Here is a 23,149-nt window from a genome sequence, read left to right as displayed (position 1 = left end):
CACGCCGACGAACGCTCGAGATCGACTTCCGCCCCGGCTCGCGGGACGAGTCCGCGGCGGAGGTCGATCTCGACGCGTCGGGGCCGCTCAGGAGCCGGCGATGTTGACCAACCAGCTCACGCCGAACCGGTCGACGAGCATGCCGAACGAGTCGCCCCACGGCGCCTGACCCAGCGGCATCGTGATCTGCGCGCCGTCGGACAGCTTCTCCCAGTAGCCCGTCAGCTCGTCGGAGTCGTCGGCCGGACCGCTCAGCGACACCGAGATCGCACTGCCGGGCGCGTAGTCCATCGAGTTGGGCGTGTCCGCCGCCATCAGCACCAGACCGCCCGGTGTCGAGAGCTGCCCGTGCATGATCTTGTCCGCCTCGGCCGGGTCCTCGCTGGCGTGGAACTCACCGAACGTGCTGGTGGTGAGCTCGCCGCCGAACACGCCCTGGTAGAACTCGAGCGCCTCGCGGGCGTTGTCGCGAAACCCCAGGTAGGGGTTGAGCGTGGTCATCACGACACCTCGAGCGTGATGTCCGTCCCGGTCAGCGCCTTGCTGACGGGGCACGTCTCCTTGGCCTTCTGTGCGGCGGCGCGGAAACCGTCGTCGTCGAGCCCGTCCACCTGACCGCTGACCTTGAGCGCGATCCCGGAGATGCGGAAGCCGCCGGCGGGGTCGGGTCGAAGCGTGACGTCGGCTGAGACGTCGAGAGAGACGGGTGTGCCGCCCGCCTCCGCGACGAGCGCGGACAGCTGCATGGCGTAGCACGACGAGTGGGCGGCCGCGATCAGCTCCTCCGGGCTGGTCACACCGCCGGCCTCGTCGGCCGCACGCTTGGGGAACGAGACGTCGAACGACGACGCACCCGAGCTGGTCAGCTCGAGGTGGCCGCCGCCCTCCTCGAGGGTGCCCTTCCAGGCGGTGCTGGCGGAACGCGTAGGCATGTCGACTCCTGGCTGCAGGGGGTGGGATGGTCGGTCGACCACCCGGTCCACGCTAGGAGGCGTTGCCCGGATCCGCGCGTCAGCCGGTGTACTCCCAGTGCCAGGGCTCGAACTTCGTGGACGTCGCCCAGGACGGGTGGTGCCAGTCGTAGGTCGCCGCGTGCGCGACCATCCACGCGTAGGCGGCCGTCCCCGACGTCTGGATGCCGCCGCCGAAGTCGACCGCGATGCCGGTGCCGTGGTTGGACGTGCCGGGCGTCGCGCACAGCGAGCCCTTGGTGGCCCGGCAGGAGATCTGCCCTGCGAGCGAGCGGTACGAGTCGGTGATGGTCAGGTCGCGGCCGAACGCCTTGCGGTACGCCGTGTTCAGCTTCTCGAGGTCCTGGGCGGCGTCGCAGCGCAGCCGCGCGCTGGAGTCGAACGACAGCGCGCACAGCGCGCTCGCGGGGATCTGGCCGTTGGGGTAGCCGAGCAGGGACTTCTTCCAGGCCGCCATCTGCGCGGCCTTCTCGTCCGCGGCCTTCTTCGCGGCCGCCTTTTTCTCAGCGGCCTCCTTCTTCTTCGCGGCGTCCGCCTCGACGTCCGACGAGAGGTCGACGACCTGCTGCAGCGCCGTGCGCAGCGCGAGGGTCTGCGAGTCCTCCGCGCCGGTGATGGCGGGGACGACGAGGTCGTCGGCCGACGCGGCGCCGTCGTCGGCCGTCGGCGCGGTGTCGTCGGAGCTCGCGGTGTCGCTCGTCGCCGGCGCGGGCATGTCGGGGGACTCCGCCAGTGACGTCAGCGGACCGTCGGCGGCGACGTCCTGGGAGCCGGTGGACGCGTCGGACGTTCCGGTTCCGGCTTCGTCGGCTGACGCGGTCGCGTCGTCGGAGGCCGCGTCGGACGAGGTGGCGTCTGTGGCGTCCGACGTCGTCGTCTCCGACGTCGCCACGCCCGACTTCGCGGTGTCGGACTTCGCGGTGTCGGTCTTCGCGGCGTCGTCGGACGTCGTGCCGTTCGCGCCGGCGGTGGCTGACGACGACGGCGTGGCGCCGGTGGAGGCTGCGGCCCCCTCCTTCGTGGCGGTCGACGAGACGTCGTCGCTGTCGCCCCCGGCGGTCGTCGCCGGTGCGGCCGCACCGACCTTCGACATGAGCGTCTTGAGCTTGGCGGCGGCCTTGTCGAGCTTCTTGAGGCTCGCGCTGTCGACCTTGGTGGACTTGCCCTCGGTACCCACCGTGTCGGCGACGACGATCGCGTCGGCGGCGACGTCGACCATCGCAGCGCGCGCGCGCTGCGCCCGGCTGGACTGGGTGGCGGCCGCGCGGTCGGCCGCGCTGGTTCCCGCGGTGGCGTCCTCGTCGGCCGAGGCCACCAGCTGGTGCAGAGGGCCGTTGTCGCGGGCGGCGGCAGCCGTGACGGTCAGCGATCCTGCGAGGACGGCGACGAGCGCGCCCTTGGTCAGGCGGGTCGCCGACCGCGGCGCGGCGCGGTGGGCAGCACGGTGGGCAGCGCGGGTTCCGTTGCTCATGCGTGACACCGTACGTGACTTGTACATGTGTCCGAATCGGACAAAGTGCCTGATCAGGAGGCCAAACGGACGTGATCGCCGTCACGTTCGCGTAACGCATTTGTGAATGTTCGGCGCCGCTACGCTTCTCACCGTGCACGACAGCCTCGACAACGCCGAGAACCCCGACAACTCGGGCGGGCTCGACGACCTCTACGACATCGGCCGCCTCGCCCGGCGGCTCGGCGTCGAGACGGCGACGGTCCGCGTGTGGCTCTCCCGCAAGGTGTCCTGGCTCCCCCGGCCCGACGGACGGCTCAACGGCGGCGCCGTCTGGCGGGCCACGACGCTCGAGGGCATCGAGCAGCGCCGCGTCAAGGGCCGCCCGGGCCCCAAGCCCGCGGCACAGAAGTACGCACACCTCGACGCCCCGATGCCCACCGCCCGCTGACCCGCACGCGCCAGACTCCGGAATCCGCGCCGCCCTCCGCGGTCGGCCCACGGACGCCGGGGCTCGGGTCGCGGGTTCCTCGTCGGGTCGCGGGTTGCAACCCGCGACCCGACGAGCAATTCGCGAGTTGACCAGCAGCCCGTACGGCGACCGACGGGCGGCACCGCCTCAACCCGGCAAGCGCGGCGACCGATCGTCTCGACATGCCGTTCGTCACCGACCACCCGTGGGTGCTCGTCGCCGCGCTCGCGGCGCTCTGCGCGATCCTCGCCGCCCTCCGCACCGGCCGTGCCCGGCCACGACCGGGCCAGGTCTGGTTCGCGCAGGTGCCGTTCGACGACGGGTCGGGCAGCAAGGACCGGCCTGTGCTGATCCTCGAGGTGCACGGACGGTCCTGCACGGCAGCCGCCTTCACGTCGCAGTCGTCGGCCGAGCGGCACCACGCCGTCCGTGTGCCGCACGGCGTCCCCGGCCTCGACCGCGCGAGCTGGGTGAAGCCCACCCCCACCACCCTCCCGGTCCGGTCCCTGCGCCGGTGCGCCGGCGACGCAGGCCCTGGCCTGGTCACCTGGTACGCGCAGCACCGTCGGGGCTGACGGCCATCGGTGGCGACCGGGTCCGCCGCGCGGTGATCGAGAGCGGGGCTAGCGTCGGGTACGTGGCAGGGGACCTGGACGACGATGTCGCGCGCGTGATGCGTGCGGTGCCGCGCGTCGACTTCCTCACCGCCGAGCAGCGGCAGTTCGCCGACCGTGACCGGGCGCTGCCGCTCTGGCACGGCCAGACCGGGTCGCAGCCCAGCACGGTCGCCGCGATGCTGCGGCTCCTGGCCGTCCCACCGGGAGCGCACGTGCTCGACGTCGGCGCCGGGTCGGGCTGGACGACGGCGTTGCTGGCCCATCTCGTCGGCTCGTCGGGCGAGGTGCTGGGACTGGAGCTCGACGCCGAGCTCGCGGCATGGGGCGCGGCGAACGTCGCGCGCCACGACGTGCCGTGGGCGCGGATCGAGGCCGCGGACCCGCGGCACCTGGGCCGCGAGCGCCCCGGTGGCTGGGACCGGATCCTGGTGTCCGCGTCGCCCCGTCGGCTGCCGCGAGCGCTCGTGCGTCAGCTCGCACCGGACGCACGGATGGTCATCCCGGTCCGGACGACGATGACGCTGGTGGTCAGCACCGCCGGCCGGATCGGCACCAGCGCGCACGGCGCGTACACGTTCGTACCGCTGCGCGCCGGTCGACGAGGCTGACCTCGCGCGCGTCTGCCGAACGGGGGATCCGGCACACGCAGGTCAAGCGGCGGTCACGACGGGCCGATGCATCGCCATGGACATCCCCTCGCCGCACGCCCCGGGCGACGAGCAGCGAGCAGGCACCACCGCACCGCTCAACGACGCGGAGCGGGTGTGGGCCGCCCAGCACCGCGGCCTCGTCGCCGAGCTGTGCGACGGCGACGTCGACGCCTGGACGGTCGGAGAGCTGTTCGACCGCGTGCACGGGACGTGGCTGGCGTCCGACGAGCGGCCCGACCCGCGCCCCCTCGTGCAGGCGTTCGGGCTCGCGCTCGGCGATCTCGTCGTCCGTGAGGTCCCCGCGCTGGCCTGGGTGTCCTACCGGGACGACGACGACACGGAGCTGGCTCTCGCCTCGGACGACCACCCCCTGGTCGTCTTCCCGCTGTCGTCGGTCGACGAGCACTGGGGCGAGGTCGGCGCGGGCTGGTTCACCGGCCACGTGCACCAGGTGGTGGACCAGACCGTGCGGCAGCTGAACGTCACGTCGGCTCAGTCCTAGCCTGCAGGCACGCCTGACACGGGTGCTCTCACCCATGCCGAGGCGACCCGCGCGGGAGGATGCTGGCCTGCATGACGTCCGTCGACGACGGCACGGTCCTCGGGCGCGCGACGCTCGTCCTCGAGCTGGTGGAGTCAGCCGGGTGCATCACCCAGGCCGACCTGGCCCGCCGCTCCCTGCTGCCCAAGGCCACGGTGCGCCGCATCGCCGGGGACCTCACGCGCCGCGGGCTGCTGACCCGGTGCCTGGACGGCTACGAGCTCGGTCCGCGCCTGGCCAGCCTCGGTGCCACCGCCCTGGCCCACCACCCGTTGCGCTCCGTGTCGACGCCCCACCTGCAGGACCTGCTGGAGCGCACGAGGCAGGTGACGTTCGCGATGGTCGTCGAGCCCGACCTGGCGATGATCACCCTCCACCTCGCCTTCGGGCACGAGCGGGCGGCGTCCGGGACGGAGACGCTCGCCCGGTGGCCGGGCGTCGAGCATGCGGAGCCCGCGCTTCTCTTCAAGGCCGCCGGCCGCGTCGTCTATGCCGACCATCCCGACCGGGTCGACGCGCTCCTGGCCGCGGGGGTGCGCCGACCGACCCGGTACTCGGCACCGACCCGCCGGGCGCTCCTGGCTGCGATCCAGGAATCGCAGCACGACGGGTGCGCGGTCGAGCGGCAGGAGCACACACTCGGGTGGTCGTGCGTCGCGGCGGGGATCCGCGACGGCGAGGGCCGCGTGGTCGGCGTCGTCGGCGTGACCGGGCAGGGCGCCTGGGAGCCCGACCGTTTCCGGCGCCCGCTCGTCGAGGTCGCGACCGCCCTGCGGGCGGCGGTCCCGCTCGCAGGGCCCGAGGCCCGTCGCGTGCTCGCGCACCACAGGGCCACCCAGTGACCCACCACCGACGACGCGTCGGCCGCACAGGGCCACGCTCGGAGCATGCGTGGTGGCCGATCGCGGCTCCGCCAGGGTGTGACGCCGGGCGCCGTGGACATGACGACGGTCGTCGAGTTCCCGTACGAGCTCGACGACGACCGCGCCAGGCCCCGAGCCGTTCGTCCGCGGTCCGTGCGCCGGATCCGCGCGGCGCTCGGCGTCGTGGCACTCACCGTCGTCGCGACCTTCGCACCGGCACCGGCACCGGCACCGCCTCCTCGCCTCACACCGCCCGCCGTGGAGCCCGCCACGACCGTCTGCCCCTGCACGGTCGTCGGGCCCCGCTACGACGCCCAGACGTTCCAGGTAGCGCGGCTTGGACCGCAGCGCATGGGGTCACCGTGACCTGTGGACGACCGGGTCGGACACGCGGGGCCGATGGGCTCAAGGTGACACAGGTTGACGTCCGATACTTCACTGTATGACGACGTTCGAGGACCTCGACCTGGCGGATGCGTTCGGTGACGACTTCTCGTCGCAGGAGCAGCCCGTCCGACGACGTCGCGGCCTGATCAGCGCGATCGTGCTCGTCGTCGCCGTCCTCCTGCTCGGCGGCGGCCTCGTCTACCTCGCGACCGCCAGCACGTCGTCGTCGACCGTGGCCGACATCGCCGCAGGTGAGGCGGCCCCCGCGCTCGACTCCCCGCAGGGCGCCGTCGACCTGGTCAGCCAGGTGGGACTGGACGGCACGGGCATCACGTCGGCGAGCACGCGGTACCTGGCGGACACCGACCTCGGGCGCGTCTACCTGGGCACCTCGACGAACGGGAAGGTCTGCCTGCTGGCCGTGCCGACCGGCGACCTGCCCACCACCGAGTGCGCGAAGCCACGCACCGACACCGTGCTCGTGCTGCGTCCCGACGACGACGGCCCGGGCGTCGCCTACGTGACGGGCGACGGCGAGGCCCCGGCCAAGGCCGACGGCTGGCACCAGACCCAGCCCGGCCTGTGGGTCGTCGCCGGCTCCTGACCGGTCAGCCGGCCAGCGCGTCGACCAGACGCTTCACGCTCGACGACAACCCCCACCGCTCCGCGAGCGCGACCAGCGCCTGCGGGTCCGCGGGGGTCGCGGGCAGGCGGTCGTCGGCGTCCGCGACGGGTGCGTCCGGCGCCACGCGGACGACCGCGGGTGCGACCCGCAGGTAGTCGGCGGACTCGGTCAGCCGCTTGAGCTGCGTCGCGGTCAGGCCCTTGTCGTGGGCGTCGCGCGCCGCGAGGATCCCGTCGAGCGAGCCGTACCGGTGCACGAGCGCGGCGGCGGTCTTCTCGCCGATGCCGGGCACCCCGGGCAGCCCGTCGGACGGGTCGCCGCGCAGGACGGCCATGTCCGCGTACCCCTGCCCGGTCGCGACGGCGTAGCGCTCGGCGAGGCGAGCCTGGTCGACGACCTCGAGGTCCTTGATGCCGCGCACCGTGTAGAGGACGCGCACGTGGTGCTCGTCGTCGACGAGCTGGAAGAGGTCCCGGTCCCCCGTGATGACGTCGACCGCGTCGCCCGCGCCCGCGCGCTCGCGTGCGACGAGCGTGCCGATGACGTCGTCGGCCTCGAACCCCGGCGCACCCAGGCGCGCGATGCCGAACGCCGCCAGCACGTCGACGATGATGGGGACCTGCGGAGCGAGCGTGTCGGGGATCTCCTCGACGTCACCGTCAGCGCGCTCCTGCGCCACCCGGTGCGCCTTGTACGACGGGATGGCCTCGACCCGGAACGCCGGGCGCCAGTCGTCGTCCCAGCACGCGACCAGACGCGTGGGCCGGTGGTCGGTGACCAGGCGGGCGATCATGTCGACCAGCCCGCGGACCGCGTTGACCGGTGTGCCGTCCGGCGCCTTCACCGAGTCCGGGACACCGAAGTACGCGCGGAAGTACAGCGACGCGGTGTCGAGCAGGAGCAGCTTGCCGGACGGGTTGCTCATGCGCCGAGCATACGGACCCAGAGATCACACCGCGTGACCCACCGCTGTGCCCCGCAATTCATTCCGGCACGAGAGCGCGCCATCGCGAGAAGGTAACCAGGGGCCGTCGTCAACGATCCACATCGGGACCGGCCGAAGGTGTCGAGGCACCGAGACCGAGATCCCTCTGGTAGGCGATCAGCTCCGTCCCGCGCGTGTCTTTCCCACAAGGGCCGAGCACGAACTTGTCCCACGTCGAACTGAAGAACTGACCATCGGGCCAGATCCAGATGTCGCCGGCGGGTGCACCGATGACGATTGCGCCATCCTTGTTGCGCGACCACTGGATGATCCCGTCGAAGGGCACGGTGTTCGCCAGGGAGCACGGGTCCGTGCCATTCCACAGCGGTAGTTGCTCGGCCATTCCGACGCCGTCCTCCTGAAGGACCAACGACGCCCCGTCGACGTTGAACGCCTCCCACTTGGCTGGAACAGGAAGCGCCGGCTGCTCGCTGCAGCCGCCGACGAGCAGCGCTGTCGACAGTGCGACCAGCACGGTTGCGACTGCACCCGGCCGCATGTCTGTGATCAACGCGCCGCCCCTGTCGACTGGTCCCGGCGCGATTGGTCGCACGCGCTCCAAGAAACCTAGCGCCTGGCGGTCGACCGGGCTTGCGATTCTGGTGGCGCCGCCCGCTCAGCGACGCGCCGTGCCGCAAAGTCGGGTCAGGAGAGGGTCAGGTCCCAGCCGGCGAACTTCGCGGTGCGCTCGATGCGCTCGATGACGAGCGTGCGGGACAGCCACGGCGTGTCCGGGATGCTCTCGCGGCGGACCTCGACGGCCGAGCCCTTGCCCTGCTGCGCGTCGACGAGCAGCTCGCCGTACTGGTCGAAGTACCGCAGCGTCGTCTTGCCCTGCAGCTTGATCTGGTACCCCTCGGACGAGGTCAGCTCGCCTCGCAGGGACTTCTTGAACTGCTCGCTCACGCTCGATCCAACTTCGTCGCTCGGGTTCGTGGGGCGACGCGGGAGGCGGGTTGGCGTCGAACCGCACCCAGGGCCACGGCGTCCCGACGTCGGGCATGAGCCTACGGGGCCGCGCCGGCGTCGTTACCCGCGAGTAACCGTGACGACGGTCACGTCCGCCGACGGTCGGTCGACGCCCCTCCGCGTCGACCGACCGGCGACGTGCGCGTCAGCGCGACGCGAGGTCGAGCTCGTCGTCGGCCACGGCGAGCACGGTCCACGTCGAGCCGTCGTCGCCGCTCAGCTCGTAGGTGGGCAGGAGGGTGGTCGCGCCGTCGGGGGCGGTCTGCTGCGCGACGCCGAGCCGCGCCTTCGTGATCGTCACCCGGTCGACCGGCCACGGGATCGCGGTACCGGGGGTGGGCGTCGCCGGGACGGTCGGGGCGACGGGCGTCGCGGCCGCCGTCGGGGCGTCGGCCGTCGACCCTTCCGCCGTCACCATCCCGCGCGCGGCCAGCGGGGTCACTCCGCTGACGGTCGCACCGAAGCGGGGGTCGCCGAGGCGCTCGACGGCCGCCGCGGGGCTGATCACGTCGTAGCTGCCCATCGCGACGAGCGGGGCGAGCGGACCGTTGAGCGAGACGAGCCCGTCGTGGCCCAGCTGCACGGACCACACCGCGCCCGTGCGTTGCCCGTCCACCACCTGGTAGCCGAGCACCGTGGTCTGCTCAACGCTGCCGTCGCCGCCCTGCTCCTCGAGCTCGAGGTCCGCGACGTCGGCGCCGACCGACGCGATCGCGGCCTTCGCGCGCTTCACGGCCGCGGCACCCGTCGGGGCGTCCGCAACGTCGGCGCAGTCCCACAGCCCGTCGGCGCCCGGGCCGGCCTGCGCGCCGATCCCGGTGTCGGGCGTGGCGCCACCCTCCGCGCCGCTCTCCGCGCCGCTGTCCGCGGCGGGACCGCCGCCTGCGCCGCCCGTCTGCTCGGGCACCGGTTGGACGGAGTCCGCGGTACCGCGGTCGATGCACTTGGCCGGCTCGGCCGTCGGGTCGTAGTAGCTCAGCGACGAGAGTCCGTCGGGCACCAGCGAGACGGTCGGACCCGTGCCGTCGTCCGGGCCGACGGTCCAGCCCCACGACTCGCGCGCGGACCCGCGCACGCCGAGCGCCTTCGCCGCCGCCTCCGCGGTCGCCTTCGAGTACGTCCCCGCGGCGTCGTACGCCCATGCGTCGTGCTCGCCGTCGGCGCCGGACAGCCCGCGCGCCGTGAAGACCGTGCGCCCGGAGGACCAGCCCGGCAGGAACGTCGAGCCCGCCGCAGACGCGGGCAGCGACGCCGCCTTCAGGCCGTCGGCGGGCGCGGCCGCACCGAACAGCTCCGTACCCGTCGACGACGCGCCCCCCGACGAGTCACGGCTGCCACCCCCGTCGAGCGACATCGCCGGCGCGGCCGAGCCGCCCGCCGTCTCGTCGGCCCCGCGCCCCGCACCCAGCGCGTACCCGGCGGTGCCGACGAGCGCGACGCCCGCGACCGCCGCCGCGACCTGCACCCACCGCGGCGTGCGACGGGAACGACGGGCGGCCAGCTCGTCCGTCCCGCCCAGCGGCACGCCCGTCGAGGCGGCCAGTGCCGCACGCAGCCGGTCCAGATCCGGCTCCGAGCCGACTGCCGGGTCGGCGGCGCGCACGGCAGCCATCGGGTCGGGTCGGTCGATCGGGCCGGGCTGCTCGCTGGTCATGGTCTCGCTCCGGGGTCGCTGGTTCGCGTGGGGTCGTCTGCCCCGTCTGTGTCGCCAGGGCGTCCCCGCTTGCAGCCCGCGCGTCAGTCGGTCGACGACCAGGCGGCGGCCAGCCGCGACCGGGCTCGCGACAGGGCCGCGTCCGCACCGCCGCGGCCGATGCCCAGCACCTCCGCGAGCGCCTCGCCGGTCAGCCCCTCCCAGGCGTGCAGCAGGACGATCTGCCGGTCGCGCGGGCTCAGGGCCGCGAGCGCACGGCGGGCGTGGTCGTCGCGGACGGCGGCGAGCGCGGGGTCGTCGTCGGACGCCTGCTCGGGGACGTCCCCCACGGGCACCGGCCGGTGCTTACGGCGGTGGTTGGCGACGACGAACCCGGCCGTCCGGTAGAGCCACGGCAGCTCCGCCGCGTTCGGCACCTCGTCGCGCCGCCGCCACGCGACCGTCAGGACGTCGGCGGTGAGGTCCTCGACGTCGCTCGGGGCGACGCGGCGCACCAGGTACCGGTGCACGGCGGTCGCGTGGTCGGCGACGAGGCGCTCGAACCATGCAGCGTCGCGCGGACCCACGGGCGCGCCGGTCGACGCGTCGTCGGGCGCATCGTCGACGCGCTCGTCGGGCCGTCCGTCGGTCACTGCACCCGTCCTCACGTCGCCCCCTCGCACCGGCGACGACGGTCGTCACCCCACCTGCTTGTGTCGCAGGGTGAGGAGATCTTGCACGACGACACCGACAGGAAGGCGGTCTCCTACAGCCCGTCGGCGACGACGGCGGACGCGCGCAGCCAGGCGTCGCGCGTGCCGGCGTCGAGCGAGTCGTAGTCGATGGGGCCGCCGGCGACGAGCGCGTTGTCGTGCGGCACCTCGACGATCGCGCGGGTCAGGGCGCCGAAGTGGGTGCGCAGCCGGCGACGCAGGTCCTTGTCCACCTTGCGGTCGGGCTCGGACAGGATGGTCACGGCGCGGCGGACGGCGTCCTCGTGGCCCGACGAGCGCAGCGCGTCGAGCGCCCACGCGGCCGACTGGGCGGTGTCCTCGCGAATGGTCGAGACCACGACGATCTGGTCCGCCGCGGCGACGGCCGCCTGCCAGTTGGAGGCGCGCATGTTGTTGCCGGTGTCGACGATGAGCACGCGGTAGAAGCGCGAGAGCACGTCGTGCAGGGACGTGAAGGCGGACGCGTCGACGGAGGCGGCGGAGGCGGAGTCCTCGTCGGACGCCAGGACGTCGAACTGCTGGGCGGCCTGCGTGCGGACGAACGAGTCGAGATCCCCCACACGCACGGTGCCCTGGTCGCCGAGCGTGGGCAGAGCGTGCAGCAGGTCGACGGCCGTGCGCGAGTGGTCCGTGTGCGCCGAGCGCCAGCCCAGCGTCCCGCGCGTCTCGTTGTTGTCCCACGCCAGCACGTAGCCGCCACGCTCGAGGCCGAACGTCGCGGCGAGCATCATGGTCGCGGTCGTCTTGTGCGCCCCGCCCTTGGGGTTGATGACGACGATCGTCTTGGGGCCGTCGAAGCCGCGCCGCACCGCGGCCTGCTGCACGCGACGACGCTGCTCGGCGCGGCCCGGGCCCGGCTTGATCGCGCCGAACGTCACGCGGCGCACGCCGCCCCGGAAGCCGTGCTCCGCGGGGCCGGGCGAGACGGGGTGTCGGGCGGCCAGCAGGTCGTCGAGCGTGGGCAGCGTGGCCGACGAGCGGTCGCGGCCCGGCGGCGAGGGCGGGATGAGCCCGGCGGGCGGCTCGTCGGGCAGGGCGTCCGACGACTCCGCAGACGGTGCGAGGGCCGACGAGCCGGACGTCGGACCCGCGTCGGCCGCCGCGGGCTCCGCTGCAGGGGTGCCCTCGGGCGGGCCGACGGGCGCACCCGCGTCCGTCGCGGCACCGTCCGCCGCGGACTCGTCGGGCGCCTCGTCGACCGTCCCGTCCGGGTGGATCAGCAACGACCACACGCCCTCGGGGTCGCGGACCTGCACGGGCAGGGGCTGCCCTGCCTCGTCGGCGAGCTCCGCGATCCGTGTCGTGATGGCCGCACCGGCCTCCTGGAGGGTGTCCCGACGCACCCGCTCGATCCGCCCGTCCACCGAGATCTCACCGGTGCCGTCCAGGCGCACCTCGGCCGTGATCTGAGGCACGCGTGTCACCGTCGCCACGCTGTTGTCGTCGCCAGCCATCGAGAACCACCCCACTAGATCCGCACCCACCTGGAGCCGAAACTACGCGAAACCGGGCGATTGTCCAGGCCAGAGCGTGCGGGAGAGGGAGGACTCACCCCTCACGCATCGGTGTCGACCTCGAACCAGACGGTCGTCCCGGCCTCGTCGGGCCGCGTCCCCCAGGACGTCGCGAGCGCCTCGACCAGCAGCAGGCCGCGCCCGTTGGGGGCGGTCGGCTCCGGGTGGCGCACCGTGGGCGACCCGTGCCCGGTGTCCGTGACCTCGACGCGCACGCAGGGACCCGCGACGCGCAACCGCACGCGGATCTCGCCTTCCGAAGGGCCGTGCACGACGGCGTTCGACACGATCTCCGCCGTCAGCAGCTCGACCACCTGGTTGCCCGCACCGGTCACACCGAGGCCCGCGACCGTCCGCATCACCCAGTGCCGCACGGCGCGCGGCGCACGTGGCTCGGCCTGCACCACCATCTCGTCGTCGAACACCGCGGCGGCCTGCTCGGCACGTCGCACGCTCGGTGCGCTCCGTAGATGTCTGACCTCTCCCACCCGTCCAGGGTGCCCGACGTCGGGCCGTTCCGCCGGGTGGAGTCCACGACACGCACGTCTGAGGTACCTCAGGGCGACCCGCGACGACGGGATGGCCAGGACTGGTCGATCGACCGATCCGTCGCCCGTCACCTCGGGAGGAACGTCAGGGTCAGCCGGAGGAACGACCTCCGCGGGACGAGAGGGACGATCATGCGAGAGCTGTGGGGAGCAGGCATGAGCGACGTGTGGGCGGGGTCGTTCGACACGGACCTCGACGCGCGGCGGCAGCGAGTCCAGCAGGGCATCGCCGAGGGGCGGGCGCGGTCGGCCCGGCGCCGCCAGTCGCGCGCGGCCCGCGCGGCCCGGCGGCGAAATCACGACGCGGCGCGTGGGTGGCTGCTGCGAGTATCGGGGGCATGGCACGTGGCCCGATGACAGCACCGTTCATCGCCCGCGAGGGCGAGGTCGAGACGCTCGACCTCGCCCTCGCGGACGCGCGTGCGGGCACGGCCCGCGCGGTCCTGCTCGCGGCGGACGCAGGCGTAGGCAAGACCCGGCTGCTGCAGCACGTGACCGAGCGCGCGGCTGCCGGCGGCGCGCAGGTGGTGGTGACGCACTGCGTCGACCTCGGGGACGTGGGCCTGCCGTACCTGCCCTTCGCCGAGATGCTGTCCCAGCTGCGCGAGCTGGACCCGGGCCCCGTGGACGCGATCGTCGCGGCCAGGCCGGCGCTGGCTCGCCTCCTGCCGGGCAGCGCCCCCGCGGACGGGCCCGCCAACCGGCTGCAGCTCTTCGAGGGCCTGCTCGACGTGCTGGGCACGCTGGGCACGGCCGAGCGGCCGCTGCTCGTCGTGGTCGAGGACCTCCATTGGGCCGACGCGTCCAGCCGCGACGTGCTGCGCTTCCTCGTCTCGCGCCTGCGCCGCCAGCACCTGCTGCTCGTCGCGAGCTACCGCACGGACGACCTGCACCGTCGCCACCCGTGGCGCGCGGCCGCCGCCGAGCTGGTGCGCCACCCGCGCGTGATGCGCCTGGACCTGTCGCCGTTCACGTCCGACGAGCTGCGCGCCTTCACCGTCGCGGTGACGGGTTCGGCCGTGCCCGAGCCGGCGCTGCGTCGCGTCGTCGAGCGGTCGGAGGGCAATGCGTACTTTGCCCAGGAGCTGCTGGAGGCCGGGGCCGACGACGACGTGCTGCCGTGGTCCCTCGCGGACGTGCTGCGCTCGCGCCTGGAGGTCCTGGACCCGGACGTGCAGCAGCTCGTGCGCGTCGCGTCCGTCGCGGGGCGGCTCGTCGACGAGCGGCTGCTGCGGGCCGCCGTCGGCTCCGGTCTCACGGGGTTCGACGCGGCGCTGCGCGACGCGGTCGCCCACCACGTGCTCGCCGTGGAGGACGGCCACCTCGCCTTCCGGCACGCGTTGCTGGCCGAGGCGGTCGCCGCCGACCTCCTGCCGGGCGAGGTCTCCGCGCTGCACCGCGCCTACCTGCGGGCCCTGCTCGCCGACCCCTCCCTGGGCCCGGCGTCCCAGCTCGCCTCGCACGCGCTGCGCGCCCCGGACATCCCGGTCGCGTGGGCAGCGTCCCGCGAGGCGGCCCACCAGGCGCACTGCGTGCTCGCGCCCGCGGAGGAGCTGCGGCACCTGGAGGTGGTGCTGCGGCTGTGGGACGCCGTGGGGGAGGAACGGACGGCGCACGGTGAGGACCACGTCGCTCTGCTCAGCTCCGCGGCGTCGGCCGCGAGCGCGGCCGGGTTGGTGGACCGCGCGGTGCAGCTCGCGCGCGCCGCCGTCGAGGCGTCGGCCGACGAGCCGGACCGCCAGGCCATGCTCCGCACCCGGCTGGCCCGGCTGCTGCTCGCCGCCGAGCAGCTCGACGCGGCCATGCAGCAGGCGCGGCAGGCGATCGAGGCAACCGGTACCCAGCCGTCGCCGGCGCGTGCCTGGGCGCTGGCCACGTACGCGCGGTGCGCGCTGAACGTCGACCAGGACGACGAGGCGCGCGTGGCAGGCGAGCAGGCCGTCGAGGTCGCGCGTGCCGTGGGTGCGTTCGACGCCGAGGCCGACGGGCTCACCACGCTCGCGGTGCTCGAGGTCGACGAGGCCAACCAGGCGGCCGACCTGCTGGCCCAGGCGCTCGCGCGCGCGCAGGAGGCCGAGGACCTGGACACCGAGCTGCGCAGCCGCTTCAACCTGGCGGGCAACCGCTGGTACGCGGGCCACCCCGGCTCGGCGGCGGAGGTGGCGGCCGAGGGCGTCGCCCGCGCACGCGAGGTGGGCATGGCCACCAGCACGTACGGGCTCGAGCTGGCGATGCTCGTCCGGCTGCTGCGGTACGTCAGCGGTGACCTGACGACACTGCCGCCGGTCCCCGACGTGCCCGACGACCGCGCCCGCGTGCTGAGCGCCGTCGACCTGTTCGCGGCGACCGCCCGCGGCGACGAGGACGTGCCGACCCGTGCCGCCGCGCTCGAGGCGGACTGGGAGCTGGACGGCCTGGTCGCGCTGCAGGCCGGCGGGTGCGCGGTGGACGCACTGACGATGCGGGGCGACGCCGACGAGGCCGTCGCGCTGGCGATGCGCATCATCGACTTCCTGGGCCGCGCGTGGACCGACTACTTCCTGGGCGGCATCTACCTGTCCGCGCTGGGGCTGGCAGCGCTGGCTGACGCCGCCGCGGCGGAGCGCCTGCAGGGCCACGACGTCCGCGATCGCGTGGCGCTCGGCGACTCGCTGCTGGAGCGCGCACGGTCGACGGCGCGGCGCGGCCGCCCGCGGGGTGGGCGACTGGGGCCGGAGGGTCGCGCGTGGCTGGCCCGGGCGCACGCCGAGCACGGGCGGCTGCTGGGCGGTGCGCACAACGAGGTCGGACCCTGGCAGGAGGCGCTCGACGAGTTCGGCTTCGGCCACCGCTACGAGCAGGCGCGCACCCGCTACCGCCTGGCCGAGGCGCTGCTGGAGCAGGGCGAGCGGGACACCGCGCGCGAGCACGCCGCCGTCGCGCTGGCCGAGGCCGACGCGATGGGGGCCGCGCCCCTCGCCGCGGCCGTGCGCGGGCTGTCGCGTCGTGGACGGCTGGGGCTGACCGGGGTGGCCGAGGGCGGCGGCGACGTGCTCACGTCGCGCGAGGCCGAGGTCCTCACGCTCGTCGCGCAGGGCCTGTCGAACCGGCAGATCGGGGAGAAGCTGTTCATCTCCGGCAAGACCGTCTCCGTGCACGTGTCCAACCTGCTGGCCAAGCTCGGCGCGTCCGGCCGGGCCGAGGCGGTGTCGATCGCGCACCAGCGGGGGCTCATCGGGTCGTGACCGCCGTCGTCGTGACCGCCGCGGGCCGTGGCCAGTGTCGGCGGTCGGGCCTACGGTGGGCGCATGCCGACGAAGACGCCCGCGGTGGAGCTGCAGGTCGACGACCGGACCGTGCGCGTGAGCAGCCCAGACAAGGTGTACTTCGCCGAGCGGGGACTGACCAAGCTCGACGTCGTCCAGTACTTCCTCAGCGTGGGCGGCGGGATCCTGGGCGCGCTGCTGGACCGGCCGACCACGCTCGAGCGCTGGCCCAAGGGGGTGTTCGAGGGCGCGAAGCTGGCCACCCGGATGGACTCGTCGGGCGACGCGTTCTACCAGAAGCGCGTGCCCGCGGGCGCGCCGGAGTACGTGAAGACGGCCCGGATCGGGTTCCCCAGCGGGCGCACGGCCGACGAGGTCGCGCCCAGCGAGCTCGCCGTGGTCGCGTGGGCCGCCAACCTGGGCACGCTCACGTTCCACCCGTGGCCCGTGACGTCGGCCGACGTGGACCGGCCCGACCAGCTCCGCATCGACCTGGACCCGCAGCCGGGGACCGACTTCTCCGACGCCGCGCGCGTCGCCCCGCACGTCCGCGAGCTGCTCACCGAGCACGGCCTGACCGGCTACCCCAAGACGTCCGGCGGGCGGGGCATCCACATCTTCGTGCCGATCGAGCCGCGCTGGACGTTCGTCGAGGCGCGGCGCGCCACCATCGCGCTGGGCCGCGAGCTGGAGCGGCGCCTGCCGGACCAGGTCACGATGAAGTGGTGGAAGGAGGAGCGCGGGGTCAAGATCTTCGTCGACTACAACCAGATGGCGCGCGACCGCACCATCGCGTCGGCGTACTCGATCCGTACCAACCCGCGCGCCACCGTCTCCGCGCCGCTGACCTGGGACGAGGTCCCGGACGTGCACCCCGACGACTTCGACGTCCTGTCCATGCCCGCGCGGTTCGCCGAGGTCGGCGACCTGTTCGCGCCGCTCGTCGCCGGGGCGGCGCCGCGCGGCGTGCTGGACTCCGTGCTCGAGCTCGCGGACCGGCAGGAGGCCGACGACGGCCACGGCGACCTGCCCTACCCGCCCGAGTACCCCAAGATGCCCGGCGAGCCCAAGCGCGTTCAGCCCAGCAAGGACCGTGACCGGCCCCGCTGACGGCGACCCGTCCCCCGCCGTCGACCCGCCCGCTGCGTTCGCGGATCCCGCCGACGCACCCGCGTACACCTCGGCGCGCGGGCGCTGGGTCCTGCTCGCCACCGTCCTCGGCTCGGCGATCGCGTTCATCGACGCCACCGTCGTCACCATCGCGCTCCCGGCGATCGCCGACGACCTCGACGCCTCGACCGGCGACCTGCAGTGGACCGTCAACGGCTACGCCCTGACCCTGGCGGCGTTCCTGCTGCTGGGCGGCTCGCTCGGGGACCGCTTCGGGCGGCGGCGCGTGTTCCTGGTGGGTGTCGTCTGGTTCGGGGTCGCGTCGCTGCTGTGCGCGGTCGCGCCGGGGATCGGCACGCTGATCGCGGCCCGCGTCGTGCAGGGGGTCGGTGCGGCGCTGCTGACGCCGGGATCGCTGGCGATCATCCAGTCGACGTTCGCCGGCGAGGACCGCGGGCGGGCGATCGGGGCGTGGTCGGGGTGGTCGGGCGTCGCGGGCGCCGTGGCTCCCTTCCTGGGCGGCTGGATCGTCGAGGTCGCGTCGTGGCGGTGGATCTTCGCGATCAACGTGCCGATGGTGGTGGTCGTCGTCGCGGTGACGCTGCGGCACGTGCCCGAGTCGTCCGACGCCGACGCGGTGCGCCGCCTCGACGTGCTCGGCACGGTGCTCGGCGCCCTGGGCCTGGCCGGGCTGACGTACGGGTTCACGGTGTGGACGGACCACGGGTCCGCGACGACGGCGGTCGTGGTCTCGCTCGTCGGCGGCGCGCTCGCGCTCGTCGCGTTCGTCGTCGCGGAGGCCCACCACCCCGCGCCGCTGCTGCCGCCCGCGCTGTTCCGCTGGCGGCCGTTCGCGGGCGTCAACGCTGCCACGCTGCTGATCTACGGCGCGCTGTCCGGCGTCTTCTTCTTCGTTGTCGTGACGCTGCAGGTGGTCTCCGGGTACCCGCCGCTGACCGCTGGCCTGGCACCGTTGCCCGTCACGATCCTCATGTTCCTGCTGTCCCCCCGCGTCGGGGCGCTGGGCCAGCGCATCGGGCCGCGGCTGCCGATGACGCTCGGCCCGCTGGTGTGCGCGGGGGCGGCCGTGCTCCTGTCGCGGATCGGCGCCGACTCGCCCTACTGGACGTCGGTGCTGCCGGGGATGGTGCTGTTCGGCCTGGGACTGTCGATCACCGTCGCGCCCCTGACCACCACCGCCCTGGCCGCGGCGCCCGACCATCTCGCGGGGGTCGCGAGCGGCGTGAACAACGCCGTCGCACGCATCGCAGGGCTGCTCGCCATCGCCGTGCTGCCGCTCGTCGCGGGCGTCGGGTCGTCGCTCACCGACGCCGCCACGCTGGGCCCCGCGCACCGGACCGCGCTGCTCGTCTGCGCCGGTCTGCTCGCCGCCGGCGCGCTGACCTCGGCACTCACCATCCCCCGGCGGTCCCAGGACGTACGACCCGGGTGATTCCCGCCCCGACGGGCCGCCGGCCAGGGTTCGAGTGCTCAAGATCACCCCCGTCCGAGCCGATGCAACGGGCATGGTCCGCACTCCTGCCGTCGCCGGGATGCGGCCCCTCACGCCGGTCGAGCAGGGCCACCTGGCGCGGCTGCGTGGCCACGTCGCGGCCGCCGGCATCGACGTCACCGACCCGGCCGCCGTCGGGGCGCTGCTCGACGCCGAGCGGGCCCGGTGGTCCGCGGCCGGCGGGGGAGAGCTGCCGGCCGGGATGCTCGCCGCGCTGGGCGTCGGCATCGGCGACCTGGTGATGGCCCGGGCCGGGAACGCCCACTGGGTGCTGCGCACCTCCATCGAGTCGCCTGCGCCCGCGCTGCTGTCCGCCGACGGCACCGCCGCCGTGGTCCCGTTCGACGACGTGCGCATGCGCTGGGAGGCCGGCGTGCGCGGCTGGGTGGTCGACTACGTCGACGCCGCCGCCGAGCACCTCGACGAGGCCGACCCGGCGCCGGCGGAGTCCCCTGCTGCCGACGCGGCACAGGCGCCAGCTCCCGAACCGGCGGAACCCGCGTACGAGCCGACGTCGGTCGCACCGCTTCCCACGCGCCGCGGTGCGGCCGCACCTACGCCGACGGCGACCCTGCCGACCCGGCAGCGCCCGGTCGCCCCGCCGCCTGCGGCCGCCTCGCACCCGTCGGCCGCACCGTCAGCCCCGGCGCCGTCCGCTGCCGAACCCACGCCTGCGGCTCCGCACGTCCCGGCGCACCAGCCCCCGCTCACCGGGCGTCGCGCGCTGCGGGTGCCGCGCCCGCGGATCCCCGGCGACCTCGCGTCCCCGCCGTCCACCGAGGTGCAGATCCTCGCGCTGTCGCTCCTCGACGCCGTCCTCGAGCTGGCCTGCGCGGCCGCGGAGCCGAGCACGGTCGTCGTCGTCGCTTTCGACGCCGGTGCGCCGGTGCAGCGGGTCGGTGACCTGGCCGAGGCCCAGAGACTCGTCGCGACGTCGGGCCGGCCTCGCGGGGCCGTGGCCTGGGTCGCGGCGCTCGACGAGCACGGCTACGTCGTCGAACCGTCCGCCGGCACTCCCGCGGTGCTGGTGGAGGCGGGCGACGCGGGACGCGAGACCCTCGTCGTCGGGCACCGCTTCACCACCACCCCCGTCGAGGACGTCGTCATCGTCGGCCAGGGCGCCGCGCTGCTGTGAGGCTCACCCCCGCAGCGGCAACCAGCGGGCTCCCCAGCGGCGGGTCACGCGCCGACCGCTGATGTCCGCGAGCTCGTCGAGCCGCGCGAGCACCGCCCACCCCGCCTGCCGGGCGGTCGCGTCGTCGTCTGCCTCGTACCGCACGGTCACCCGCGCCTCGCCGCGCACGACCGCGAGGTCGAACGCCTCGACCACCACCCGCTCGCGCGCCACCGCGACCGCCTCCGGCAGCACGTCCTGCGGCTGCGTCCCCGGCTGCAGCAAGCCGACGGCTGCGGACACGCGATACGACGGCACGGCTCCATTCTCGCGGCAGTCCGGGTGATCACCGTCCCGGCGCGATGCGCGCCCCGGAGCCTGCGCGAAGATGGGACCGTGAGCACCGCACCCACCTGGACGCCGGCCGAGACGGACGAGGGCGGACGCGCGTTCGCGACCACGATCGGTGGCGTCGATGTCCTGGTCACCTTCGCGGGCGACTCGACGGGCCGGCTCAACGGCGCGTGGGAGGTCCGGAGCGCGGACGACGACGCTCTCCTCGAGGGGAGGGACGAGGACCTGGCGGGCTCACGCTCGGCGGTGGGCCTCTACGCGTCGCTGGTGTCCATCGCGGACCAGCTCACCGATCTTCTCGCCCCTCCGCCGCCCTCGACGGAGGTGCGACTCGAGTACAAGCTCCTCAAGCTGGACGCCGCCGACGACGACGCCACGTTCGCGCGACAGGTCGAGGCACTGCTCGCCCAGTACGCCGCCGCCGGGTGGCGCCTGGTGTCCGTGGACGATCGGTGGGCCTACCTCGAACGTCCCGCCCGATGACGAGGCGTCACGTCCGTCGGCCCTCGTCGTGCCCGGCACGGGCGGTGCGTCCAGGAGCGCCGCACCGCGCACGTTCGATCAGCCAGGCGACCCAGCCTGCAGCCACTCAGCCGCCTCGCCCTTCGTCGCCGTCCTCAACGGGCGGAGCACCAGGGCGTGGGGGCGGCCGCTGAACACGAGGACGAGCGCCAGCACGCCAAGAACCGCAAGCCCGCCGACCATGGTCGCGACGACGGCGACCCCGGCATCGGTTGCACCGGTGGAGTCCTCGCGCAGCATCTCCGGGTCGACCACGACCATGGCCGCGAAGCAGACGCCCATCCAGACAAGGAAGACGCCGGCGCAGAGCGCGACCCTCGCGAACCCGCGAGGACTGAGCCACCTGGCCTGAAACACGGCCGCCCGCGACAGAAATGCACGCCAACGTTCGGCTCGCGCCGCAGCCCAGATCTGGAGAGCCCCTAGACCGATCAGCAGGATGCTGAGCACCCACACCACGAGAACCACGCGATGAGCATGGTGGACCGACAGCGAGGGGAGGCGGGACGCGCCGGGCGGCCTCCGGCAGGACCAGCGGGCGGCTCGGCCGGCGGGGGATCGGCAGGCCCGGGCCTTCCACCGACTCGCCGGAGAAGGCACGGCGAGACGACGAAGGCCCCGGACCGGTGGTCCAGGGCCTTCGGAGGGAGCCGCCTAAGAGAATCGAACTCTTGACCTTCTCATTACGAGTGAGACGCTCTGCCGACTGAGCTAAGGCGGCATCGTCGGGACGCGGACGACCCGGCGAGCGCGCCTACTGTACCCGCCCGCGGCGCGAGGACCAAAGCGGGTCAGCAGCGGGTGCCGTCGGCGGGCACCGTCCCGCCGATCAGGTAGGAGTCGACGGCGTTCGCGATGCACGTGTTGCTGCTGCGGTAGGCGGTGTGGCCCTCGCCCTCGTAGGTGAGCAGGACGCCCGACGAGAGGGTCGTGGCGAGCTTCTCCGCCCACGCGTACGGCGTCGCGGGGTCGTTGGTGGTGCCGACGACGAGGATCGGCGGCGCACCCTGCGCGCTGTAGTCCTGCAGGCCGCCCACCTCGGGCACCGCCCAGTCGGCGCACGTGGTGCCGCCGTAGGAGAAGAACTGACCGACCGTAGGCGCGACCTTGCCGATCTGCTTCGCCTGGGTGCGCATGGCGTCGAAGTCGGGATCGCCGCGCTCGTCGAGGCAGGTGATGCTGCGGAACGCCTCGGTGGTGTTGGTGGTGTACGTCCCGTCCGCGCCGCGGTCGTAGTAGGCGTCGGAGTAGCTGAGCAGCAGCGTGCCGTCACCCTCGTGGATGGCCGCGTTGAGGCCGTCGGTCAGCGCCGACCAGTAGCTCTGCGAGTACAGCGTCAGCGCGATGCCCGAGAACGCGAGGGCCTGGGTGAGCGGGCGGCCGTCGCTGGTCTGCAACGGCTGCTTGCGGGCTCGGTCCAGCAGGTCCCCGATCTGCTGCATGCCGTCGTCGACCGACCCCGACAGCGGGCACTTGGACCCCGCCTGGCAGTCCGCGACGTAGGCACGCAGGGCCTTCTCGAAGCCGCCGGCCTGGCCCTCCTCGACGTCGCCGTCGGTCAGCGTCGGGTCGAGCGCACCGTCGAGGACCATGCGCCCGGCCTGCTTCGGGAACAGCGCCGCGTACGTGGCGCCCAGCTTGGTGCCGTAGGAGAAGCCCAGGTAGTACAGCGACGCGTCGCCGAGCGCCGACCGCATGATGTCGAGGTCCTTGGCCGCGCTGACGGTGTCGATGTGGGCCGGCACCTCGCCGGAGGTGTTCACGCACTCCTTGCTGAACTTCGCCGACTCGTCGATCGCCCCCTGGAGGCTGTCGTCGGAGCCGTCCGGCGGGTTGATCGCCGTGATCCGGTCCATCTCCGCGTCGTCGACGCACCGCACGGGCGACGAGCGCTGGACGCCGCGAGGGTCGAACGAGACGACGTCGAAGTTCTTGAGCAGGTCGTCGGTGGCCTCGCCGACGAACCCGTTCAGGAAGTCGACGCCCGACGCACCCGGGCCGCCGGGGTTGACCAGCAGCGAGCCGAGCGGCGTGCCCGGTGCCTCGTGCCGCGCGAGCGCGAGCTGGATGGTCCGCCCCGCGGGGTCGTCGTAGTCCAGCGGGACGCGGACCTTGGCGCACTGGCCCTCGTCGCACGTCGACCACTCGAGCTGCTGGCCGTAGAACGAGGCGAGGTCGCCGTGGTCGGGTTCGGCCGTGGACGCGATCGGGCTGGGCGCGCTGACCTGGTGCTTGGCGGGTGCGCAGCCGGTCAGGACGACGGCGACGACGGCGAGTGCCGCGACGGCGCGACGCAGGAGGCGGGCGGGCGGCATGCGACGAGGGTAGTCGG

The 23,149-nt window shown here is 74.0% G+C and carries 26 protein-coding genes and 1 tRNA gene; 13 read left to right on the top strand and 14 right to left on the bottom strand.

What is annotated here, in order from left to right; translation table 11 throughout:
* Positions 1-87 precede the first annotated feature (87 nt).
* The 3 genes from IC607_RS10380 to IC607_RS10370 form a co-directional block, all read right to left on the bottom strand.
* Positions 88-504 (bottom strand): VOC family protein, encoded by a 417-nt coding sequence (locus IC607_RS10380; protein WP_191787309.1) that lies wholly within the window; start codon positions 502-504, stop codon positions 88-90.
* On the bottom strand, positions 501-932 hold the full coding sequence (locus IC607_RS10375; protein WP_191787308.1) for an OsmC family peroxiredoxin: 432 nt from the start codon (positions 930-932) through the stop codon (positions 501-503). Before IC607_RS10375 ends, IC607_RS10380 begins: the two co-directional genes overlap by 4 nt.
* A 79-nt stretch (positions 933-1,011) precedes the next feature.
* The gene (locus IC607_RS10370; RefSeq protein WP_191787307.1) at positions 1,012-2,442 is read right to left on the bottom strand and encodes a D-alanyl-D-alanine carboxypeptidase family protein; all 1,431 of its coding nucleotides are present in this window, start codon (positions 2,440-2,442) and stop codon (positions 1,012-1,014) included.
* Positions 2,443-2,575: 133 nt separating this feature from the next.
* On the opposite strand from IC607_RS10370, the gene IC607_RS10365 reads away from it, so the two are divergent.
* From IC607_RS10365 to IC607_RS10335, 7 genes are all read left to right on the top strand, one after another.
* Positions 2,576-2,872, top strand: coding sequence for a hypothetical protein (locus tag IC607_RS10365; protein WP_191787306.1), 297 nt, complete (start codon positions 2,576-2,578; stop codon positions 2,870-2,872).
* Positions 2,873-3,075: 203 nt separating this feature from the next.
* Entirely contained in the window at positions 3,076-3,468 is a 393-nt protein-coding gene (locus tag IC607_RS10360) for a type II toxin-antitoxin system PemK/MazF family toxin (RefSeq protein ID WP_191787305.1), read from the top strand.
* Positions 3,469-3,530: 62 nt separating this feature from the next.
* Positions 3,531-4,118: a protein-L-isoaspartate O-methyltransferase gene (locus IC607_RS10355; protein ID WP_370526133.1), complete on the top strand. Its 588-nt coding sequence runs from the start codon at positions 3,531-3,533 to the stop codon at positions 4,116-4,118.
* Positions 4,119-4,194: 76 nt separating this feature from the next.
* Positions 4,195-4,662: a DUF3806 domain-containing protein gene (locus tag IC607_RS10350; RefSeq protein ID WP_191787304.1), complete on the top strand. Its 468-nt coding sequence runs from the start codon at positions 4,195-4,197 to the stop codon at positions 4,660-4,662.
* Positions 4,663-4,733: 71 nt separating this feature from the next.
* Positions 4,734-5,543, top strand: coding sequence for an IclR family transcriptional regulator C-terminal domain-containing protein (locus tag IC607_RS10345; RefSeq protein WP_191787303.1), 810 nt, complete (start codon positions 4,734-4,736; stop codon positions 5,541-5,543).
* Positions 5,544-5,588: 45 nt separating this feature from the next.
* Entirely contained in the window at positions 5,589-5,930 is a 342-nt protein-coding gene (locus tag IC607_RS10340; RefSeq protein ID WP_191787302.1) for a hypothetical protein, read from the top strand.
* Positions 5,931-6,006: 76 nt separating this feature from the next.
* Positions 6,007-6,555 carry a hypothetical protein gene (locus IC607_RS10335; protein WP_191787301.1) on the top strand — a complete coding sequence of 183 codons (549 nt, stop codon included), beginning with the start codon at positions 6,007-6,009 and terminating at the stop codon, positions 6,553-6,555.
* Positions 6,556-6,559: 4 nt separating this feature from the next.
* Here IC607_RS10335 and IC607_RS10330 read toward each other — a convergent pair whose 3' ends face one another.
* The 7 genes from IC607_RS10330 to IC607_RS10300 form a co-directional block, all read right to left on the bottom strand.
* Positions 6,560-7,501 (bottom strand): 5'-3' exonuclease H3TH domain-containing protein, encoded by a 942-nt coding sequence (locus tag IC607_RS10330; protein ID WP_191787300.1) that lies wholly within the window; start codon positions 7,499-7,501, stop codon positions 6,560-6,562.
* A 109-nt stretch (positions 7,502-7,610) separates the two neighbouring features.
* On the bottom strand, positions 7,611-8,072 hold the full coding sequence (locus tag IC607_RS10325) for a hypothetical protein (RefSeq protein ID WP_191787299.1): 462 nt from the start codon (positions 8,070-8,072) through the stop codon (positions 7,611-7,613).
* A 134-nt stretch (positions 8,073-8,206) separates the two neighbouring features.
* Positions 8,207-8,467, bottom strand: a complete 261-nt coding sequence (locus IC607_RS10320; protein ID WP_191787298.1) for a hypothetical protein — start codon at positions 8,465-8,467, stop codon at positions 8,207-8,209.
* 208 nt (positions 8,468-8,675) lie between these two features.
* Positions 8,676-10,184, bottom strand: coding sequence for a hypothetical protein (locus IC607_RS10315; protein ID WP_191787297.1), 1,509 nt, complete (start codon positions 10,182-10,184; stop codon positions 8,676-8,678).
* Positions 10,185-10,267: 83 nt separating this feature from the next.
* Positions 10,268-10,831 (bottom strand): RNA polymerase sigma factor, encoded by a 564-nt coding sequence (locus IC607_RS10310; RefSeq protein WP_370526132.1) that lies wholly within the window; start codon positions 10,829-10,831, stop codon positions 10,268-10,270.
* A 98-nt stretch (positions 10,832-10,929) separates the two neighbouring features.
* Positions 10,930-12,312 carry a MinD/ParA family protein gene (locus tag IC607_RS10305; protein WP_370526131.1) on the bottom strand — a complete coding sequence of 461 codons (1,383 nt, stop codon included), beginning with the start codon at positions 12,310-12,312 and terminating at the stop codon, positions 10,930-10,932.
* Between the two features lie 140 nt (positions 12,313-12,452).
* Complete coding sequence (locus tag IC607_RS10300) at positions 12,453-12,863, bottom strand: ATP-binding protein (protein ID WP_370526130.1); 411 nt, start codon at positions 12,861-12,863, stop codon at positions 12,453-12,455.
* A gap of 252 nt (positions 12,864-13,115) precedes the next feature.
* Between IC607_RS10300 and IC607_RS10295 the strand changes: the two genes are divergently transcribed.
* The 5 genes from IC607_RS10295 to IC607_RS10275 all read left to right on the top strand — a co-directional run bounded on the left by IC607_RS10295 (position 13,116) and on the right by IC607_RS10275 (position 19,962).
* Positions 13,116-13,316, top strand: a complete 201-nt coding sequence (locus IC607_RS10295) for a hypothetical protein (RefSeq protein ID WP_191787295.1) — start codon at positions 13,116-13,118, stop codon at positions 13,314-13,316.
* Positions 13,313-16,183, top strand: coding sequence for a helix-turn-helix transcriptional regulator (locus IC607_RS17735; protein ID WP_191787294.1), 2,871 nt, complete (start codon positions 13,313-13,315; stop codon positions 16,181-16,183). The genes IC607_RS10295 and IC607_RS17735 overlap by 4 nt, the downstream gene beginning before the upstream one ends.
* A gap of 63 nt (positions 16,184-16,246) precedes the next feature.
* Positions 16,247-17,314 carry a DNA polymerase domain-containing protein gene (locus IC607_RS10285; RefSeq protein ID WP_191787293.1) on the top strand — a complete coding sequence of 356 codons (1,068 nt, stop codon included), beginning with the start codon at positions 16,247-16,249 and terminating at the stop codon, positions 17,312-17,314.
* Positions 17,298-18,767 (top strand): MFS transporter, encoded by a 1,470-nt coding sequence (locus tag IC607_RS10280; protein WP_191787292.1) that lies wholly within the window; start codon positions 17,298-17,300, stop codon positions 18,765-18,767. The genes IC607_RS10285 and IC607_RS10280 overlap by 17 nt, the downstream gene beginning before the upstream one ends.
* Positions 18,768-18,840: 73 nt before the next feature.
* Positions 18,841-19,962 carry a hypothetical protein gene (locus IC607_RS10275; RefSeq protein WP_191787291.1) on the top strand — a complete coding sequence of 374 codons (1,122 nt, stop codon included), beginning with the start codon at positions 18,841-18,843 and terminating at the stop codon, positions 19,960-19,962.
* Positions 19,963-19,965: 3 nt separating this feature from the next.
* Here IC607_RS10275 and IC607_RS10270 read toward each other — a convergent pair whose 3' ends face one another.
* Positions 19,966-20,259 (bottom strand): hypothetical protein, encoded by a 294-nt coding sequence (locus tag IC607_RS10270; RefSeq protein ID WP_191787290.1) that lies wholly within the window; start codon positions 20,257-20,259, stop codon positions 19,966-19,968.
* 78 nt (positions 20,260-20,337) lie between these two features.
* Between IC607_RS10270 and IC607_RS10265 the strand changes: the two genes are divergently transcribed.
* Positions 20,338-20,778, top strand: a complete 441-nt coding sequence (locus IC607_RS10265) for a hypothetical protein (protein WP_191787289.1) — start codon at positions 20,338-20,340, stop codon at positions 20,776-20,778.
* A 78-nt stretch (positions 20,779-20,856) separates the two neighbouring features.
* Here IC607_RS10265 and IC607_RS10260 read toward each other — a convergent pair whose 3' ends face one another.
* The 3 genes from IC607_RS10260 to IC607_RS10250 form a co-directional block, all read right to left on the bottom strand.
* Complete coding sequence (locus tag IC607_RS10260; protein WP_191787288.1) at positions 20,857-21,285, bottom strand: hypothetical protein; 429 nt, start codon at positions 21,283-21,285, stop codon at positions 20,857-20,859.
* Between the two features lie 180 nt (positions 21,286-21,465).
* Positions 21,466-21,538, bottom strand: a tRNA-Thr gene (locus tag IC607_RS10255).
* Positions 21,539-21,608: 70 nt separating this feature from the next.
* Positions 21,609-23,132 carry an alpha/beta hydrolase gene (locus IC607_RS10250; RefSeq protein ID WP_191787287.1) on the bottom strand — a complete coding sequence of 508 codons (1,524 nt, stop codon included), beginning with the start codon at positions 23,130-23,132 and terminating at the stop codon, positions 21,609-21,611.
* Positions 23,133-23,149: the final 17 nt, after the last annotated feature.

This window comes from Cellulomonas sp. JH27-2 (genome assembly GCF_014837175.1).
Classification (GTDB): Bacteria; Actinomycetota; Actinomycetes; order Actinomycetales; family Cellulomonadaceae; genus Cellulomonas.
The sequence above is the reverse complement of the archived record's forward strand: the minus strand, read 5'-3'. Positions and strand labels throughout refer to the sequence as shown.

Excerpts from the sequence above, each read along its gene's own strand:
- IC607_RS10350 (WP_191787304.1), top strand. The coding sequence starts at position 4,195 with ATGGACATCCCCTCGCCGCACGCCCCGGGCGACGAGCAGCGAGCAGGC.
- IC607_RS10360 (WP_191787305.1), top strand. The coding sequence starts at position 3,076 with ATGCCGTTCGTCACCGACCACCCGTGGGTGCTCGTCGCCGCGCTCGCG.
- IC607_RS10340 (WP_191787302.1), top strand. The coding sequence starts at position 5,589 with ATGCGTGGTGGCCGATCGCGGCTCCGCCAGGGTGTGACGCCGGGCGCC.
- IC607_RS10345 (WP_191787303.1), top strand. The coding sequence starts at position 4,734 with ATGACGTCCGTCGACGACGGCACGGTCCTCGGGCGCGCGACGCTCGTC.
- IC607_RS10295 (WP_191787295.1), top strand. The coding sequence starts at position 13,116 with ATGAGCGACGTGTGGGCGGGGTCGTTCGACACGGACCTCGACGCGCGG.
- IC607_RS17735 (WP_191787294.1), top strand. The coding sequence starts at position 13,313 with ATGACAGCACCGTTCATCGCCCGCGAGGGCGAGGTCGAGACGCTCGAC.
- IC607_RS10275 (WP_191787291.1), top strand. The coding sequence starts at position 18,841 with ATGGTCCGCACTCCTGCCGTCGCCGGGATGCGGCCCCTCACGCCGGTC.
- IC607_RS10370 (WP_191787307.1), bottom strand. The coding sequence starts at position 2,442 with ATGAGCAACGGAACCCGCGCTGCCCACCGTGCTGCCCACCGCGCCGCG.
- IC607_RS10285 (WP_191787293.1), top strand. The coding sequence starts at position 16,247 with ATGCCGACGAAGACGCCCGCGGTGGAGCTGCAGGTCGACGACCGGACC.
- IC607_RS10250 (WP_191787287.1), bottom strand. The coding sequence starts at position 23,132 with ATGCCGCCCGCCCGCCTCCTGCGTCGCGCCGTCGCGGCACTCGCCGTC.
- IC607_RS10330 (WP_191787300.1), bottom strand. The coding sequence starts at position 7,501 with ATGAGCAACCCGTCCGGCAAGCTGCTCCTGCTCGACACCGCGTCGCTG.
- IC607_RS10335 (WP_191787301.1), top strand. The coding sequence starts at position 6,007 with ATGACGACGTTCGAGGACCTCGACCTGGCGGATGCGTTCGGTGACGAC.
- IC607_RS10315 (WP_191787297.1), bottom strand. The coding sequence starts at position 10,184 with ATGACCAGCGAGCAGCCCGGCCCGATCGACCGACCCGACCCGATGGCT.
- IC607_RS10375 (WP_191787308.1), bottom strand. The coding sequence starts at position 932 with ATGCCTACGCGTTCCGCCAGCACCGCCTGGAAGGGCACCCTCGAGGAG.